The following is a 17990-nucleotide window of genomic DNA, read 5'->3' as shown; positions in this document are numbered from 1 at the left end:
AAGATAACAAAGGAAGTTGGGTGATTATGAATACTAAAAAGATTGAAGAAATTGCAGTTGCAGCTGTAAGAAATGAGATTTTAAAAAGTGATTTCCTATCTGATGAAATCCCAACTAATGATAAAACTCCATCCTGGGACGGAGAAATTTGGGCTTATAACAACAAGAGTCAAAGAAAAGATACTTTATTCGGTAAAGTACCAGTTCAAGTTAAAGGAAAAAAGGTAGGTATTTTAAGTGAAGCGGATACAAAATTCCCAATACAAAAGACCGATTTAGAAAATTATTATAAAAACGGTGGCATATTATTTTTTGTTATTGAGATGGTTGATTCTCAAAATACACAGATTTTTTATTTAACACTTTTACCAATTGATATTAAGGAAATTTTAACCGAAATGAAGGGTAAAAAGTCGATCACCAAAGCGTTTAAAAAGTTACCTTCAACAGGAAAAGCACTAGAATTTATCACTAGAAATTTTATACACCATAGTAGAAAACAAAGTATATCATTGATTGATGATATAAAAGTGAATGAATTTGATACTTATACAGGCAAATTGTTTGTTTTGGATAAAAACAATCTTACAGATGATCTATTTGAATATGGGACATATATGTATGGTCGTATTGAAGAACTTAATTTAGAAGTACCTCTATATAAAATAGATATAACACAAATGGCTGAAGAAACAGATTTGTGGGTTGGATTGAATGGAAATATAATTTATGAAGAGGTAATTAGAGTAATCGAGAAAGAAAAAATAACTCTTCGATTTGGAAAAAGCTTTGTTATTGATTTCCCTAAAATTATAAAGAGTAGTGACCAGATTAAAATTCATTTTAATGAAAAGGGATGTATACAAGATAGAATTAAAGATTGCAATTTTATGTTGGATTTAATTAAAGGAGAAAAAGTAAATATAAAAGATATAGAGGTTCCTTTAAACAATTTTGACAAAAAAGAAAAATTTTTAAAAGAAATCCCGGATTACATTATTTATTTAGAACAAATCGAGGAAACGTTCAGTAAATTAGGTGTACCGTTTAATCGTGATTTAAAAAATCTGACTAAAGATGACTTTAAAAAAATCGAAATTCTAAAAGATATCATTCTAAATAAAAATTACGAAAGACTTAAATTAAATTCAGAAAACCCCTTTATCAACTTTTTTATTGATGATTTAAAAATTGTATTAGTTTCTTTAAAGAATGTAGAAGGGTGGATAGTCTTTAACTTGTTCGATTTAGAAGCAATTAACAGCAATTTTAAAATTACCGCAGTTTCTGAGGATAAAAAACATCAAGTAAGGCATAGTCCGTATATTGTTTTTAAAATGGAAGAACTTTTCAGTATGAGCAATTTAAAACTAAAAGTTATTGAAGAATCTTTTAAACAAATAGATTACAATGACCCTTATGCTTTTGATTTAACAAATAACTTTCTTTTAAATGCACTTATTTACTACGACCAAGGGAAAGAAAGAAATGAGATACTAAATTTAATTCTAAATGTATATGAGTATTTATACCATTTGCAACCAGATAATATTCTTTGCTTTTTAAATAGGATGCAAGTAATCAAAAGAAAAAGAGAATACACCTGGGAAGAAAAAGAAGAGATTTTTAAACGGAAAAACCAAGGTATTCATAATGATGAAATCCTTTGTGGATTCTCCATATTGTTAGATAGCAAAATTGAATTCGAAATATATTTTAAAAAATTACGTGAAGAACAAAAAGAAGCCTTTAAAGCATATCCAATTTATAATTTATTATAATAAGAAGTGAAGACTTTTAAGTTTTCGCTTCTTATTATTGTTCAAAGAAGGAATGAATCACTCATAAAGGGTTATAAAATTTACAATCCATACGGTAAATTACGAGAGCAGGAGAAGAATTATTTTAAAAAAAGCGTTCAGAGTAAGATTTCCCTATAAAGTTCCTATAAAGTTCCTAATATTTTCTCCTGTTTCCTACCCAATATACTGTTTGTTAATTGCTGAAAAATCATATAGGTTTATAGTAATAACAAAGCAGGGAGGAATGAAAATGTACGTTGACCACGATAACGCCGGTAACCCTTTTATTGAACTTCGCTCTTGGGATTATGGCGGGAAAAAGGAATTTCTCAGAATCACCAGGGTAGAAAAGGAAGCCGGAAGCCAAAACTTACGCTTCCAAATCAGAGAAACTAAAGGAAATCTACGTGCTATGGGACCAGAATTTCCTACTGAAGGCTTAGAGTCTTTAATCTCCGCTGTACAAAAGCTTAAGATTTATTAAATTAATAATAGCTGGATGATATCATTCGTTTTTAACAGGTTCTTTTATAAGTTAGCATATATCAAATCACAAAGAAAAAGCAGTATCACCGCTTAACGGGTTCAGTTACCTGTCATAAAACAAATTTTTAACCGGCAATTTTGCTAATAGAAGTAATCTGGGGAGTGAAAAAACGCTTAACAGTAGTGTTAAGCGTTTTTCGCTTATGATCGAGTCCATCTTAAATAAAAGCACCATATAGTTTAAGAATAATGTTTCACAAACTTGCTTTTGAAGTGAAATAGACACTAAATCATTATATGGATTTATTAGCTACGGTTACTTCAACTCTGATCTTCTCTACTAACATTTGAATATTATCTCTATAATTTAGAATCCGATCTTCTAATATCTCATATTCCGAATTAAGGACCGCTTTTCGCCCATAACTTATTGTAGCAAGTTCCCATTCTAGTTCACCAATCTTTTTATGAAGAAAATCAAATTCATCTTTGTATAATTTTAATTTAGGAGTCCATAGCGCTCACCTGTCTTTCAAATAAATATATTTTTATTTATCAGTATAATAAACAAATTACTACTCAATCATTATTTTGCAGTTGAAACCCTATCACTAATATGCATCACCTCGATTTTATGCATAACTTTATTGTTAGAATATTAATAATGTTTAAACTCATTTTACACTAAATTGATCTTTCTTATGTGATTTCTTATTGAACAAACCTGCTTCTTATCTTTAATTAGAAGTTCTACAAAAAGAGTGTTCATCCTTTCTGAGTCAATGCCCCTTAAAAGAAAAACCCGGGGACCTTTGGTCATCCTAGCCGCCTCTGTTCATTTTATAGTGAAAATCAGCTGTCAATGTACTCCAAAACAGAACCCGTTACTCGGCGACAATCCCTTGTTTATACTCTAAAGCTCCAGTGTATCAATTGCCGGCAAATTCAGGTGTATAGAAAAATGTTGATAAACCCACTTCAATTACAGTCCATACATTGCGAAGATTATACTCGCATAGAGCCTTATTCTTTTGGAGGATAAGGCTCTTTTGTCCACTATACTACTTGCTATTCCTTCCAACATCACCGTCCCCGTGTTTTTCCTCAATCAGTCCATTATGAGTATTTACCGATTTTTTCAATTTCAATATAATCGGAGATGTTAGGTACATTATCAAAAGAGTGACTGTATCCCTGACTGTAGGGATTGTTAAAGTTGAAAAATAACTCCTTTAACTCTTGTATATCATTAACTCCAAATAAAGCCTTTACCTTATCAAAATGTCTTCTAGATTCGATTTTTTGTAAAAGTTCAATTTTCGAATAGCCTAAATATACATACAGTCTTGGAAACCAATAACGGTCAGATTCCTTAGTTCTTAATACAGATAGATAGTATAGCAATGTATCTGTTTGGGCAAGGTCAACCTTCTGAAGTTTATTTATAGTAGCTCTATTGACTATTTTTTCTGCCATATAACTATAGAATTTTCTTTCAAACTTCTTATTTTGTAATTCTTCAAGTGAGCCTAAGTAGCAATCAAATCTTTCAAAATCTGCTCCTTCTTTTCCATTTTGAACATATTCTCTATAAAGAAAATAGCGTGCATTAATGAGTTTATTAATTGTTTCATAACGTTCAGTATTAATTAAAACTGTTACTGTGTATAAGAACAATTCTCGAATTAGAAATTGAAAATGGTTAAACTGAATATCATAAAAAGTTCCACTTACATTAGACTTTATTTCTTTATACTTATTATACAAATCTTCAAAGAAGCCAATTAAGAAATCAACATCAATAAGGTTATTTAGTAGAACCAGCTCAATAAATTCCACATAATCATTTCTTAAAATTAAAGAGTTGTCGATTTTATCTTCCACAACTGCTGCTACTTCCGCAGCACTACCGGTCTTATCAATAATAAAAGAATTCAAAGAAGTGATAAATTCATTTTTAAATTCATTAATTTTGTATGTTGCAGCTTCAGTTCTTTGTTTAAAGATATCTGATTTTATTTGCTGTAACAAAAAATGAAATTTATAATCATTAACTTCTTCTTCACTAAATAAATAGGAGGGGGGATTACCCTTTTTGGGCTTTCTATACTGGGGGCGTTTATATAGTGTTCGAAGAAGGTGTTCATAATTTGCTATAAAAAGCTCTTCGGATGAAAAATCTATGAATTTTCTTCCTTTCATATAAATGGGAATAAAATCTTTACCATTTTCGTCTCTTTCAACTACTATAGGAATAAACTTATCTTGATTGGCATCGGCATAAACATTAGGAGTAATTATTTGTGTTTCTGTCCCCACTCCACCTCTTCGTTCATTTGCTTTCTCCTGATAAGCTTTATCACACAAAACCAAGACATTATCTACTGTTTCATCAGCAACCATACTTTCCATAAACTTATAAATATCATATCCTTCTTTTAAATCCCATTGATCAAGAATAACTTCAATACCATCATTCAAGAGTTTTGTTGCTAAATCATCTCTTACCCAATCTATAAATTCTTTAGTAGACCAACTATAAGAAATGAATATTTTTATGTTTTTTTCCATTTTTACCACCTGTTATTATAGTATGGTAAAATTGTAACATACTGGAAGGTAAAGAGTCATTTACTCATTATTAAAAGAGTTTAATCTTTAAGAGGAGAAGAAATATGGAGAAAAATTTTAGAGATATAAAGAAGGAAATCCAAAATTTTATAACTCAGCGGAATTTTTGTGTTGTTTATGATACTAATATTTATTTAAATTTATATGAATATTCACCAGAGGTAACCAATTTTTTTGTTGGTTTAACTGATAAAATTATCGATAATCTTATTCTCCCTGACACTGTTAAAAGGGAATTTGATAGAAACCATAGTATTTGCTTAAATAGACAAAGAAAAAAATTCGAAAATGTTATTACTTTATTAAATAAGCCGCTTAATCAAATGAAGGACAAAATTAATAAGCAATTTAGTATTCTGAAGGGTTATAAATTTCCAAATATAGATAGATTACAAGAGCAAGTTGAAGAAAATATTCATCAAGTAGAAGGTGCATTTGAAGACTATGCCTCTGAATTGGATGTATTAAATGAATTTAACAATCGTTTTTTAGACGAAGATAAAATTAAGAAATTAGTTGATTCACTCGCTTCTAAAAATAATCTGTTAAAAGCATTTTCTCTTGATGAAATTTATTTGTTATGTGCAGAAGGGGAAAAGCGTTATTCAAAAAGTACTCCACCAGGGTATAAAGATGGAAAAGACAAGTCTGGAGTGCAGGCATACGGGGATCTCTTAATTTGGAAAGAAGTGATGAATTACTGTAGGGATTTGAATCTGAATTTAATATTCGTAACTGATGATGTTAAAGAAGATTGGTATGAGCTAAATAATTCAGAACGAGTTGGTTTTAGACAAGAGTTGATTTCTGAGTTTAATATGCAAACATCACAACAAGTAATAGGAGTAACATCAAATGAATTATTTGCAACTTTAGCTGAAATTCACCATTTGGAAGTTCCTAGTACTGTTGAATGGATTTTAGGATATGATGTTGATAACTATATACAAAACATAGTTGATTGGGGAATTACCGGAGAAATTATGGAAGAACTAATAAATTCCGGAGATCGGTTCGTTGATACTTCTACATTATCTAATTATGATGGAAGTGTATTTGAGATTCAGGATGAACTGCTTAACGATGAATTGATATCATATGAATTTGAAGGTTATTACGACGGAGTTGCAGAGTATAATTTAAAATTAATTATTAAAGTTGAAGCAATCTCACAGCAATATTGGGGAAGAGACGACGATACTAAAGATATTCTATTGTCAGATCCAACTACACATATACTCGAAGGGGAAATAACAATAAAAGTATCTCGAAGAATAGAATCTTACTTAGAAGAATTTATTAATGATCATTCCAATGGGATTATAGAAATTGTAAGTGGAGCATTATGTGAAATTGACAGTTTTACGGCAGATGAACTGTGTATAGAGTGTGGTAATGAAATTGGAAAATATTTTAGTCAAAACGACGAACCAATCTGTGAGAGATGTATGGTGACTAATTCAAAAGGAGAGGTTTGTCCAAGTTGTGGAAGAAAGGTTTCTTTTGAAAATATGGGAGGTCAGGGATTCTGTCGGAATTGTGAGTTAGAAAATGACTTGTAAACTCAAGTGCTTCGAATAGTGGGATTACAAAAAAGATATTGTTTCTAAAAAAACTTCAGAAGTATAATAATTTTGAATTCATAATAAAAATATAGAGTACCCCTAGTAGTCCCAAGATTATAATTTAAACATAAATTAGAGTTTTATTATGAGGTGAATTTGTTGAAATGGTTGTGGCAATGGTCAAAAAGAAATTTTTCAAATATTTTTAGTGTAATTGGAATATTAATTACAATATATCTAGGAGTATACTATGTCCCTGGCTATCTTCAAGATATGAGAGATGAAAGGGTAAATACAATTAACGAAAGTTTAATAGAAAATATCCAAGAGTTACTTTATTACGGACAAAATGTTTCAATCGAAGAAATAGACTCATTAATAAAGGCTAAAGAGATAGAGTATAACATTTCTTATCCTTTTACAAAAGATCAATTGCTAATTCAAGTGTCTGGAAGATTTATGGATAATAAATTTATTCCACTTAAGCAGCGTACAGAGTTAGTTGGTAAGGTTCAAGTTCTGCGAAAGAATATTAAAGAACCACCAGTAAAACCTAAAGAAAAATCGGTAAAAAACTTTATTATTAGTTTGTTTACTGCAATAGCTTCGATTGGATTCGCCCTTGTAGGAGGTTATAGCACAATTCAAAAGGCAAAACGTGAAAGAGAGGTACAGGTTAATGAAGACATTGAAAAAAGAGAGAAGGAAATACAAAACAATATAATGAGTTCCTTTTCATATGAAATGATTGTTAAGGAAGCATTAGAAGGAAAAAATTATGTACACCATAGTCTTGCCTCAGATAATGGTTATGATTTTAAGGTGCAAGAAAACAATAAAGAATACGCACTGGTTTGTAAGTATTATTATAGACCAATTACTGTAGCTGAAATAAGGGATTTGGTTAATTTAAGTAATAATAATAAGATTGACTTAATAGTTGTAACGAATACTAAGTTGACACAGTCAGCTAAGCATTTTATTGAAGAGTATAATAATAAAAATTCTAATTCAATTTTTGTTGTACAAGGTGATACCAAAGAAACAATAAAAAGTAAATTAAATGAGTTTTTTAGGGATAACATATAAAATCATTTTGTAAAGGAAAGCAAGAAATAATTATGAAAAAAGAAAAGAGCCATTATTAATGTACTTGAAAATTAACCGTTTTCAATCAAGGAAGCAGATTATAATTACATTGGCTACACTAGTCATAATTTAATTAACAAGTTGTGTGGAGTGAAAATTTATTAGTTCGTTAATGCTTGGGAAATTGATAAACCCACCAACATCCGGTTGTGTTGTCAAATACAGTCCATACACGTGGAGTGCGTGGCGCAGTTACTTCTAAAAGATGGTTAAGGGAAATTTTATTCTCCTATCCTGTGAGAACTTGTTAAGTCATGAAAAAAAGCATGAGTTCTTCTTTTATGATACCCTGGGACAAAGAGTCCCGGGGGTTTTTATATTGGAGAGCCTGGAAACACACGTGCTATACTTTACCTACCACATCATCTAAAGGAGGAAGGGACATGAGACTTGGGATCATTGGTCTTGGTGACATTGCCAAAAAAGCGTATCTGCCCGTTCTGTCTGAAAGGGACGATATTGAGCTTGTCCTTTGTACGAGAAATCGGGATACACTGCACCAGCTTGCGCAAAGTTATCGGTTGGACGAAACTGTTCAGACAGTGGACGAGCTTGTGAAGAAGAAGATTGATGCCGCCATCATTAGTACAGCGACAGAGGCGCATGCGGAACTCGCTGAAAAGCTGCTGAAAAACGGAATCAGCGTTTACATAGATAAGCCCGTTTCTTTACATTACAGTGAGACGAAGAGGATCGCGGAGCTTGCTGAAAGCAGCGGAAAAGTAGCGATGACCGGCTTTAATAGACGATTTGTCCCCAGGGTTCAGGAGTTAAAAGACCATGGCAGGGCGAGTTTGATTTTAATGCAGAAAAACCGGTTTGCTGCACCTGATCATGTTCGCAGATTTGTTGTCGAGGATTTCATTCATGTGGTTGATACGCTCCGCTTTCTGATGGACACAGAGGTGACGGATGTCCAAACGCAGTTTCTGAAAAATGGAGAGCTGTTGGATCATATTGTCGTCCAGTTGATTGGGGACGGATGCACGGCAATTGGAGTCATGAACCGGAACGGCGGGGTCACAGAGGAAACCATTGAATACTCAGCAGGCACACACAAATATACGGTGAACAGTCTTGTCGAAACGACTCACTACCATAATAAAGAAATCAGCGTAACAAAATTTGGAGACTGGGAACCTACCCTGCTGAAGCGGGGGTTTTATCAAATCATAGACCATTTCATTGAATGTGTAAGGGAAAACACCACACCGGATCCTTCCTTCCAGGATTCCCTGCTCACCCATGAGATTTGCGAAGAAATTGTCAGGCAGATTGATCCTGAAGCGTAAGCGGGGTATTTTTGAGAAAACAAAGGAATAATGACTGTTATAGAAGAAAAAAGAAAAAGAGGTAGAAAAATGATTGCGAAAACAGAAGAAGATTTTAAAGGACTAAAGGAAATTGGTAAAATTATCGCGTCCATTCGGGATGAATTGGTTCAAAAAACGGTTCCTGGTATAACGACGAAGGAGCTTGATGATCTGGCGGGGGAGCTATTTGAAAAAGCAGGGGCCGTTTCAGCGCCTAAAGGCGAATATGATTTTCCCGGGTTTACGTGCATTAGCGTGAATGAAGAAGTGGCACATGGAATCCCAGGTGACCGGGTGATCCAGGAAGGGGATCTCGTCAATATAGACGTATCTGCTTCTAAGAACGGTTATTTTGCAGATACAGGGATTTCATTTGTTGCAGGAGAAGGCGAAGAAATTTTAACGGAATTGTGTGACGTGGCGAAAAAGGCATTTCAAGCGGGCCTTGATAAAGCAAAACCCGGTTCCAAAAAAAGCAGAATCGGAAAAGCTGTATTCGAAACAGCGAAACAGCATGGATTCACCGTTATCAAAAATCTTACCGGGCATGGGATTGGACGTAGTATTCACGAGGCGCCCGACCATATTTTAAATTATAATGATCCTTGGGATAACGAGATTTTAAAAGAAGGGATGGTCATTGCCTTCGAACCGTTTATCTCTACCTCAGAAGAAGAGGTGTTCCAAATGGAAGACGGGTGGACCTTTGCTACGAAAAAAAGCTATGTCGCTCAGTTAGAACACACAATCATTCTGACGAAAAACGGCCCAGTTATTTTAACCCTTTAGATGATTTTAAGTGCTGGCTTGGCAGTATGATGAAAAATCTGAAAAAAATGAAAAACCCCGAAGTATCTCCGGGGGTTTGGCCGATGAAGGACAAAACCCAGTGGAAAAGCTTGAGAAATGTCCTTCATCAAGCTGATGGACAAAACTCAATGGAAAAGCACGAGAAATGTCCTTCATCAAGCTGATGAAGGACAAAACTCAGTGGAAAAGCACCGGAAATGTCCTTCATAACGTCGATGAAGGCCAAAACTTAGTGGAAAAGCTTGAGAAATGTCCTTCATCAAGCTGATGAAGGACAAAACTCATTGGAAAAGCACCAGAAATGTCCTTCATCAAGCTGATGAAGGACAAAACTCATTGGAAAAGCACCAGAAATGTCCTTCATCAAGCTGATGAAGGACAAAACTCCGTGGAAAAGCACGAGAAATGTCCTTCATCAGGCCGATGAAGGACAAAACTCAGTGGAAAAGCACCGGAAATGTCCTTCATAACGTCGATGAAGGACAAAACTCAGTGGAAAAGCACCGGAAATGTCCTTCATCAGGCCGATGAAGGACAAAACTCAGTGGAAAAGCACCGGAAATGTCCTTCATCAAGCCGATGAAGGACAAAACTCAGTGGAAAAGCACCGGAAATGTCCTTCATCAGGCCGATGAAGGACAAAACTCAGTGGAAAAGCACCGGAAATGTCCTTCATCAAGCCGATGAAGGACAAAACTCAGTGGAAAAGCACCGGAAATGTCCTTCATCAGGCCGATGAAGGACAAAACTCAGTGGAAAAGCATGAGAAATGTCCTTCATCAAGCTGATGAAGGACAAAACCCTAAAAAATCACCAGAAATCCCCTGCATAACTCCCTATTTCATACAGTCATCTTCCAGCTCGACATCGCGAGCCAGCTCTCATCCTCTTTGTAGTCCGGAATCAGTTTTCCGACGAGGCGCCAGAAGGAGCGATCATGATTAAGGTGAACCATGTGGCACATTTCGTGCACGACCACATAGTCGAGCACTCGCGGAGGTGCCATCGCAAGTCGCCAGTTAAAGGTTAGCCGGAGCCCCGAGTCACATGTTCCCCACGTGGTTTTGCTGTCTGTAATGCGGATGGAACGCGGCTTTGTTTTAAAATGCTTTTGATGCACGGAGATTCTCTTTTCTACCAGTGCTTTGCATTGCTGATAATAAAACCGCTTCAGCGCCTGTTTGATTTTTTCCTCCTCAAGCTGCGTTACAATAACGTGCAGCTCTTCTCCTTCAAGGCGGACAGTATCTTGCTGCTGAGGGTCATGAGAAACCTTTAAGGAGCAGGCTTTTCCTAAATAAAGAAAGCTTTCTCCCTGTTCATACTGCTTAACCTGAGGTCCAAGCAGCCTTGCTTTGTTTTCTTTTATTTTATGCTGAATGTAACTCCACTTTTCCTCCAATAACCGAAGCACTGCAGCATCCTCAGTGCCTTTTGGAGCATGAACCTCAACGTTGCCGTAACCATCTATGTAGATGCCAACAGAGGAACGTTTTTTATATTGAATGGTAAAACTGATGGTTTCTCCTGAATACGTATGATTCATCGTTGTCACTATCCCCGATATTTCATTGCCAGCCCTTTTAGGAAATTGCGGGCATATTTGTCTCCGCATTCTTTGTAATTTTTCTGGCCTTCTTTTCTTAATATTGCACCGAGTTCGCCCTTTGTGACCGTCACTCCGGTAAGCTCCATTACATCCAGCATATCCTCGGTTGTAAGTGATAAAGCAATTTTCACTTTTTTCAATAACACATTGTTGGGATGCTTCTGGGAGATTGCAGGCTGAACCGGCTGCCCCTCCTGCTTTCCTCTTTTAAACACAATAAGGCCATTTAAAAATGAATCGAACATGATGGGGGTGCAGGAAATGTGATGTTCCTCATCTTCCTCCTCACCCGTTTTTGTCAGCAGCTTGCTTATTTCTTCTCTGGAAATTTCCATGCCGCCATGCTTGAAAATCTCTTCTACCTCTGAATTTCTTAAATCAAGTGCATATCTCAGCCGTATGATACGGTCATTGTTATCCATAGTCCATCTCCTATTATTTACGGACGATATCGCCCATTTCTCATTCTTTTTAGAATAACACGTAGAAATTTAATAATACAGCTCTTCAACGGCTTATCTATTTTAAACACAGGAAAAATGCAACAATAACCGGACTAAATTTTTTTTCTGCCAATACATTAATGAAGCAGAGAAATTTCTCGAAAATGGGAGGAATAGCATGAAACTTGTCCGGATGTTGTTCTTTATCTTTTTGCTTGCGGTCTCGTTTTCCATATCAGCCACCAGTGTGATTGCAACTGAATCACCGGCTTTTTTGCATTCTCATCTAAATTTCCAGTCTGTCATTAGTGACAATACTTTTCTTGCATTGAATATAGACAATACCAGCGAACCGGGAATGTCAGAATCTTCATTTTTAAGCAAAGCAGGCTCACAGCAACAGAAGCCAGCCGCAGAAAACCAAAAAATTGCCTACCTCACGTTCGATGATGGTCCGGGAAAATACACTTCTACAATACTCGATATTCTAAAAAACAAGAATGCTAAGGCAACGTTTTTTGTTGTGGAACCTCATATTACCGCCAATAAAAACAGTATAGTCAGAGTGAAAAATGAAGGGCACTATATCGCCCTGCACAGCGTCACTCATGATGCAAGAAAGCTATATAAAGGCAGCTCCATGAACGTGGCAAAGGAAATGGAAACCACACGTAAAACCCTGAATTCAATTCTGAAGGTAAATTCTTATCTCGTTAGAGTTCCCTATGGAAGCAAGCCTTATATGACCGAGCCCTTCAGGGACTGGCTCGTAAAGTACAAATTCAAAATGTGGGACTGGACCATTGACAGCAACGACTGGCGTTATAAAACCAGCCAGTACACCACCATTATTAACAATGTGAAAACATCCGTTCCTAAAGTTGAAAAGCAAAAGAAACCGATCATCATTCTGATGCATGAACGGCCGCAAACAGTCAAGGCACTGCCTCAGATCATTGATTATTTAAAAGCCAGGGGATACGTATTAGTGCCCTATAATCCAAATCAGCATGTGATCAGTAATTTTTGGAATGACAGCAGGCTGTGAATTTAGTGAGAAAAAGGATACAAGCAAACCCCCTTTCCTAAGGGAAAGGGGTTGTAGTGAAGTGCTTATTGGGACTTGTATAGGTAAAGATTTTCCTCCCAATTACCCATGCCTCAGGTAATAAATGGTTATAGAATAGAGAAGAAAACATCACTAGGTCAGGAGGGAGCGAATTGAAAAAGAAAATGATAGCGCTTACACTAATGACTTCTCTTGTTTTTACATCAGGTCCCATGATAAATGCAGATGCGGTGACTCAGACATACGAGGTACAGCTGGCATTTAAGGGAGCAGCCAATGTAAGGGAAACCTATTTCGATGGAAAAAAAGGCAATTGGCTCACTACGAAGAATCCGAAGCAGTATGAGCAGGCCACCCTTTATGGAAACCTTGGACTGACTCCTTACAATTGGGGCAGTGCGGCTGAGGGAACCGGATGGCATCAGATGTATAAGCCTGCGGAAGTGACCGGAACTCAAGTGACGGGGAAATTTGATGACGCCCAATTTGTGATCCGCGTTCCAGATTCCTGGAATGGAAAGCTTGTTGTGGCGGGCATCCCGGCAACCAGAAATGAAACGTCCACTGATTTGCTTTTCAGCGACTATGTGCTGGAAAAAGGCTACGCTTTTGCTGCCATTGATAAAGGAACTCAGGGAGAAATTGACCCGGCGGATCCATTTGCCAAGGTGAAAAATGCACTTGTCAATGAAGATGATAGTGTTGCCGAATGGCATGTCCGTTTCAGGCAAGTCACGAAGGCTGCCCAGAAATATCTGGCTGACAACTATGGAAACAAGCTTATTAAAGCAAATGATAAAAGTAATCCTGCGAGTAAATTGATCAAAAAACATCATAAAGTACCTACTTACGCCATCGGTATTTCCAATGGAGGCTATGTGGTCCGGTATGCTCTTGAAAATGATGGCTTGGAAAAAACAGGTGAGCCGCGCCTTTTTGATGGCGGAGTGGATTGGGAAGGTGTACTGTGGACAGCAAAGGAACCGAATCTGATCAGCTCGCTGACTACGGTTGTCAACAATGCAGATGAAGCGCTGTACGGAAAGGGAAAAGAGCAGCAAAAAGCACGAAAGCAAATGTACAAAGCGGGTCTTCCGAAGGGCTCAGAAAATTTATGGGCCTATCACGATCAGGTATACTGGTTCGTCTCGCTGAATATTTACCGCGACCATTTTGACCCGAATGCTCCAGGCAGAACGGATTGGCGGAACTATTTGAACTTTACGGCAGACGGACAACGGGACCGCAGCTATGATAGCATTTTTGAAAATTATCACTACAGCAGCCGCTACAAAGAGGTAAGGAAAAACATCAATAAGATTGCTAACACAGGGGACATTGATGTGCCTCTCATCAGCTTCACAGGTTCGCTGGACGCCCTTATTTTCCCGGATATCCATGCAAAGGGATATGAAAAAATGGTGAAGCGGCAGGGCAAAGAAAAACTCCACCGCCTCTATACCATTGAAGGCGGCAATCACGTCGACAGCCTTGTATGGAACAAGCAAACCGACCCTGACCAAAGACTGCAGCCGCTTCTGCCATATGCGCACCAATCCTTCGATCTGCTGGTCGACTGGGTTGAAAACAAGAAAGGGGCTCCAGCTAGCAAGAACATTCCTCTTCCGAAAAATCCTGTAAAAGTAATGGATTTGAAGACTGGGAAGGAAAGGGACCCGAGATAATCTGCTGAAGAGGGGGAAACCCCTCTTTTTCAATTGTTGTTCTTTTGAGAGACTGCATAGAATATAAGATCAGTATGAAAAGAAACGAAGAGGAGCATGTCCAAAATACGAATACTTCATTTTCTGGTGTTGCTTTTCTATTCGTGCAGTTCGGCTTTTAAGATATCAACATGTTCTCTTTGCTTTTCTAAAATTTCATGAACAAGGTGTAAGCTCTCCGCATCAAGCTTGTCATGTACTAATTCCTCAGTCATCTTAATCCCATAGAGATTTTCTCCTTTAATTGCATGTTTTAATATTTCTTTATCATCATGTGACCTATCAATTATTTGGCTCACAAAAAGCTCCATCTTGCCTATAGCACCTTCACTAGTGACCGGCTTTCCATGAAGTTCTTGAATTGTATGTGACAGCAAGTCTGCGTGATGTTTTAAATCCTTTTGGATAGAGATAAATTTATCACGAAGTGGGGAAGCATCATCAAGATTATGAATAAATTCTCCATAAGAGTGAATTCCCATATATTGTCCTTGTAGCAGCTTGTTAAGGGTTTTAATTACTGTTTTATTATCCATGAGATCAATCCTTTCATAAAAAGAAGTTAAAGCATTTTATAGTTTAGTCGGTCACAACTGGTTTCATACAATTTGAAAAACTGCTCTATTATTATGTTCAGGCAGAGTTAAGTTTTTTTCCAATAGAGAGCCATGAAAGTTGGAAGAACGCCGAAAAAAACAAGCATTTGTGAATGTTTTTATCTGAGACTAAATACACCCGCTAAAACTTCTTAGAGTGATATAATCTGAAATATATAAATTTTCCTAAAAAAGATCAGCTTCAGAATCATATCTTTAAGTTTTTCTAAACCCTTATTGAGGAGATGGAATCAATGGATATACAAAAAACGTCAAGTTTAAATGAAAAGGCACAAGAGATTTCTTCGGATGGTTCCTTCAAACGGCAAGGTAATCGCTTTACTACTCCTTTTGGCAAGCATCCTGGGGAGCTTCCGGTTGAGCCAAACCGCTATCGATTATTATGGACACCAGCTTGCCCATGGGCGCATCGAACGGTGATTGTCCGTAACCTTCTCGGGTTAGATAATGTCATTAATCTTGGAACGGCCAGTCCGCTTCGTCCTAGAATTGGCAGAGTAGACTGGGAGTTTTCCTTAGATGAAAATGGTGTCGATCCTGTTCTGGGGATTCAATACATGAGCGAAATTTATGAAAAAACAGATCCGGATTACAGCGGAAGACCAACTGTACCTTTAATGGTTGATTTACATAGTAATGAAGCGGTGAACAATGATTATTTTAAACTGACCAACTATTTGGAAACGGCTTGGAAACCATTACACAAGAAGGATGCACCAAATCTCTACCCGGAACATTTGAGAGCAGAAATTGATGAATTAAACGACATTATCTTCAACGATATTAATAATGGTGTGTACAAGTGCGGATTTGCAAAATCGCAGGAAGTTTATGAGGAAGCCTTTGACCAGCTGTTTTCCAGATTGGATGAACTGGAGGAACGACTGAGAGATAAACGATTTTTATTTGGTGATTACATTACAGACTCTGACGTTCGGCTTTATTCTACATTAGTACGATTTGATGCTGCCTATTACACAGCTTTTCATACGAACAGAACACTGATTAGAGAGTTCCCTCATTTATGGGGATACGTACGGGATTTATATCAAACTCCAGGCTTTGGAGACACTACCGATTTTGACGCCATCAAAAAGCATTATCATGTTTCAATTACTATATTTACAGATAAAGAGGTTATGAAAATCCTTCCGAAAGGTCCTGATTTATCTGGCTGGAACGCTCCGCACAATCGTGAAAGTGTCAGTAACAGCAAAGAAAAATTTCTTAAAGAAGCCGAGGAGCACAGGCTATGATCATCCGTAATGCAAAGGCAGAGGAAACTACTTTTATTCGTGATCAACGGTTGAAAGCGTACGAAGATTATGCAAGCAAACTTCCACAGGCCCATTGGAATGCACTGAAAAGCTCCATCCTCTCTGAAGCTGATCTGCAGGATGGGGTTGAAATCATTGCAGCGGAAATAGACGGAAATGTGGCAGGAAGTGTCGTACTATTTCCTCCCAAAATAAGAGCGTATGAAGGATTTGGGGAGGAGCTAGCTCATTCAGAGATACGAATGCTTGCCGTAGAACCTTCTGTGCGAGGAAAAGGAGTAGCTTCTGCATTAGTGACAGAATGCATCAATCGAACGAAATTGAAAGGCTTGCGCTACATTGGCCTGCATACTGGGGAGTTCATGGAAAACGCCATTAAGCTTTATGAACAGTTAGGGTTTGTACGAATACCGGAGCATGATTTTGAGCCTGCCAATGATGGAATCATTGTGAAGGCTTACCGGTTAGAGTTGAATTAAGAGCTTGGATAGTGAAGAAATTGCGCAAAAGGAAAGAAAGCATCCAAGATGGGGAACTGAGATGTAGAATCTGAAGCGCAATAGTTATTAAAATAGAAATAGAATTTACAACAGCGTGCCTGTTACCCCCTTTTTTCGTCCTTGTTTTTGAAAAAATGGGAGGTGTCAGGCACTTTCATTTAAAGAGATCTCCACAATGGAGAGAGAAATTATTGTAGTATTCTTAATCAATCTAAATTACCGAGGTAAAAAACTATGAATATTTATATATCTATAAAATCCCTGGCAAAACGTAAGAACTTCATTACCAAACAACCTTTCAAACTTTCCAATAAACCTGACACACTAAGAGAATTTCTTATTCAAATCGTTACACAAAACGTCGAGCAGTTTAACAATAAAGTTGGCAATTCAGAAATTCCGCTAGTAAACATTACTCAATGATCGCTTGATGTCAAATGTCTTCAGCGCTTCATCCATCAGCTTGTTTTTAAATTCACTTCCCCGGTCTGTATGGAAATATTCAATCTTACGCAGATCTTTTTGAATAGACGCAAAGGCACGGTAAACCAGGGCTGCATCTTTATTTGGGCAGGCGCTGAAACCAATCATTTCCCGATTGAAAAGGTCGACAAAGAGACATATATAATGCCATTTTTGTTTGACTCTTACATACGTTAGATCGCTTACGACAACCGCCAACTCTTCTGTCTGATCAAATTCACGGTTTAATTCGTTCTTTTGATGAGACTCGTTGCACGGAGAAGAGTGAGGCTTGAATTGGGCTACTGTGTACGTTGAGACCAAACCCTGCTCCTTCATAATCCGGCCAATCCGGCGTCTGGACACCTGATGATACTACGTCAAGAATATAGACACAGATTTTTCTACCGTGCTTTTGCTTGGTGGCCTTCATAAAAAAATTCAAATTCAGAGCGATTTAAACTTCTTATCATGGTAAAATTAGGCCCCAGGATTGCCGTTCATTTGTTCAAATTCATTTGGCGTATGATAGT

At 36.9% G+C, this 17990-nt stretch carries 14 protein-coding genes and 1 pseudogene; 10 read left to right on the top strand and 5 right to left on the bottom strand.

Annotation, left to right across the window (positions count from 1 at the left end; translation table 11 throughout):
* The first annotated feature begins 26 nt into the window (after window positions 1-26).
* Both GJU40_RS16170 and GJU40_RS16165 read left to right on the top strand, forming a co-directional pair.
* The gene (locus tag GJU40_RS16170; protein ID WP_154309110.1) at window positions 27-1781 is read left to right on the top strand and encodes a hypothetical protein; all 1755 of its coding nucleotides are present in this window, start codon (window positions 27-29) and stop codon (window positions 1779-1781) included.
* 271 nt (window positions 1782-2052) lie between these two features.
* On the top strand, window positions 2053-2286 hold the full coding sequence (locus GJU40_RS16165) for a hypothetical protein (RefSeq protein ID WP_154309109.1): 234 nt from the start codon (window positions 2053-2055) through the stop codon (window positions 2284-2286).
* Window positions 2287-3404: 1118 nt separating this feature from the next.
* On the opposite strand, the gene GJU40_RS16160 is transcribed toward GJU40_RS16165, so the two are convergent.
* Window positions 3405-4859 (bottom strand): toll/interleukin-1 receptor domain-containing protein, encoded by a 1455-nt coding sequence (locus GJU40_RS16160; protein ID WP_154309108.1) that lies wholly within the window; start codon window positions 4857-4859, stop codon window positions 3405-3407.
* A 104-nt stretch (window positions 4860-4963) separates the two neighbouring features.
* Between GJU40_RS16160 and GJU40_RS16155 the strand changes: the two genes are divergently transcribed.
* The 4 genes from GJU40_RS16155 (at window position 4964) to map (ending at window position 9735) form a co-directional block, all read left to right on the top strand.
* Window positions 4964-6481, top strand: coding sequence for a PIN domain-containing protein (locus tag GJU40_RS16155; protein WP_154309107.1), 1518 nt, complete (start codon window positions 4964-4966; stop codon window positions 6479-6481).
* Window positions 6482-6643: 162 nt separating this feature from the next.
* Window positions 6644-7573 carry a restriction endonuclease gene (locus GJU40_RS16150; RefSeq protein ID WP_154309106.1) on the top strand — a complete coding sequence of 310 codons (930 nt, stop codon included), beginning with the start codon at window positions 6644-6646 and terminating at the stop codon, window positions 7571-7573.
* A 443-nt stretch (window positions 7574-8016) separates the two neighbouring features.
* A complete protein-coding gene (locus GJU40_RS16145; RefSeq protein ID WP_154309105.1) occupies window positions 8017-8925 on the top strand; it encodes a Gfo/Idh/MocA family protein in 909 nt (302 codons plus the stop codon).
* A 69-nt stretch (window positions 8926-8994) separates the two neighbouring features.
* Entirely contained in the window at window positions 8995-9735 is a 741-nt protein-coding gene (gene map, locus GJU40_RS16140; protein ID WP_154309104.1) for a type I methionyl aminopeptidase, read from the top strand.
* A gap of 862 nt (window positions 9736-10597) precedes the next feature.
* Here map and GJU40_RS16135 read toward each other — a convergent pair.
* Entirely contained in the window at window positions 10598-11302 is a 705-nt protein-coding gene (locus GJU40_RS16135) for a M48 family metallopeptidase (protein WP_154309103.1), read from the bottom strand.
* An 8-nt stretch (window positions 11303-11310) separates the two neighbouring features.
* The gene (locus GJU40_RS16130) at window positions 11311-11787 is read right to left on the bottom strand and encodes a YehS family protein (RefSeq protein WP_154309102.1); all 477 of its coding nucleotides are present in this window, start codon (window positions 11785-11787) and stop codon (window positions 11311-11313) included.
* Window positions 11788-11986: 199 nt separating this feature from the next.
* On the opposite strand from GJU40_RS16130, the gene GJU40_RS16125 reads away from it, so the two are divergent.
* Both GJU40_RS16125 and GJU40_RS16120 read left to right on the top strand, forming a co-directional pair.
* Complete coding sequence (locus GJU40_RS16125; protein ID WP_154309101.1) at window positions 11987-12856, top strand: polysaccharide deacetylase family protein; 870 nt, start codon at window positions 11987-11989, stop codon at window positions 12854-12856.
* A gap of 233 nt (window positions 12857-13089) precedes the next feature.
* Complete coding sequence (locus GJU40_RS16120; RefSeq protein ID WP_425481238.1) at window positions 13090-14562, top strand: alpha/beta hydrolase family protein; 1473 nt, start codon at window positions 13090-13092, stop codon at window positions 14560-14562.
* A gap of 137 nt (window positions 14563-14699) precedes the next feature.
* On the opposite strand, the gene GJU40_RS16115 is transcribed toward GJU40_RS16120, so the two are convergent.
* Window positions 14700-15137 carry a DUF2383 domain-containing protein gene (locus tag GJU40_RS16115; RefSeq protein WP_154309099.1) on the bottom strand — a complete coding sequence of 146 codons (438 nt, stop codon included), beginning with the start codon at window positions 15135-15137 and terminating at the stop codon, window positions 14700-14702.
* 314 nt (window positions 15138-15451) lie between these two features.
* Between GJU40_RS16115 and GJU40_RS16110 the strand changes: the two genes are divergently transcribed.
* Entirely contained in the window at window positions 15452-16474 is a 1023-nt protein-coding gene (locus tag GJU40_RS16110; RefSeq protein WP_154309098.1) for a glutathione S-transferase family protein, read from the top strand.
* Window positions 16471-16974, top strand: coding sequence for a GNAT family N-acetyltransferase (locus tag GJU40_RS16105; RefSeq protein WP_154309097.1), 504 nt, complete (start codon window positions 16471-16473; stop codon window positions 16972-16974). The genes GJU40_RS16110 and GJU40_RS16105 overlap by 4 nt, the downstream gene beginning before the upstream one ends.
* 435 nt (window positions 16975-17409) lie before the next feature.
* Here the strand turns inward: GJU40_RS16105 and GJU40_RS16100 are convergent.
* A pseudogene (locus GJU40_RS16100) lies at window positions 17410-17829 on the bottom strand (DDE-type integrase/transposase/recombinase); the annotation flags it as partial.
* Between the last annotated feature and the right edge of the window lie 161 nt (window positions 17830-17990).

This window comes from Metabacillus lacus (genome assembly GCF_009674805.1).
GTDB lineage: Bacteria > Bacillota > Bacilli > Bacillales > Bacillaceae > Metabacillus_C > Metabacillus_C lacus.
The sequence above is the reverse complement of the archived record's forward strand: the minus strand, read 5'-3'. Positions and strand labels throughout refer to the sequence as shown.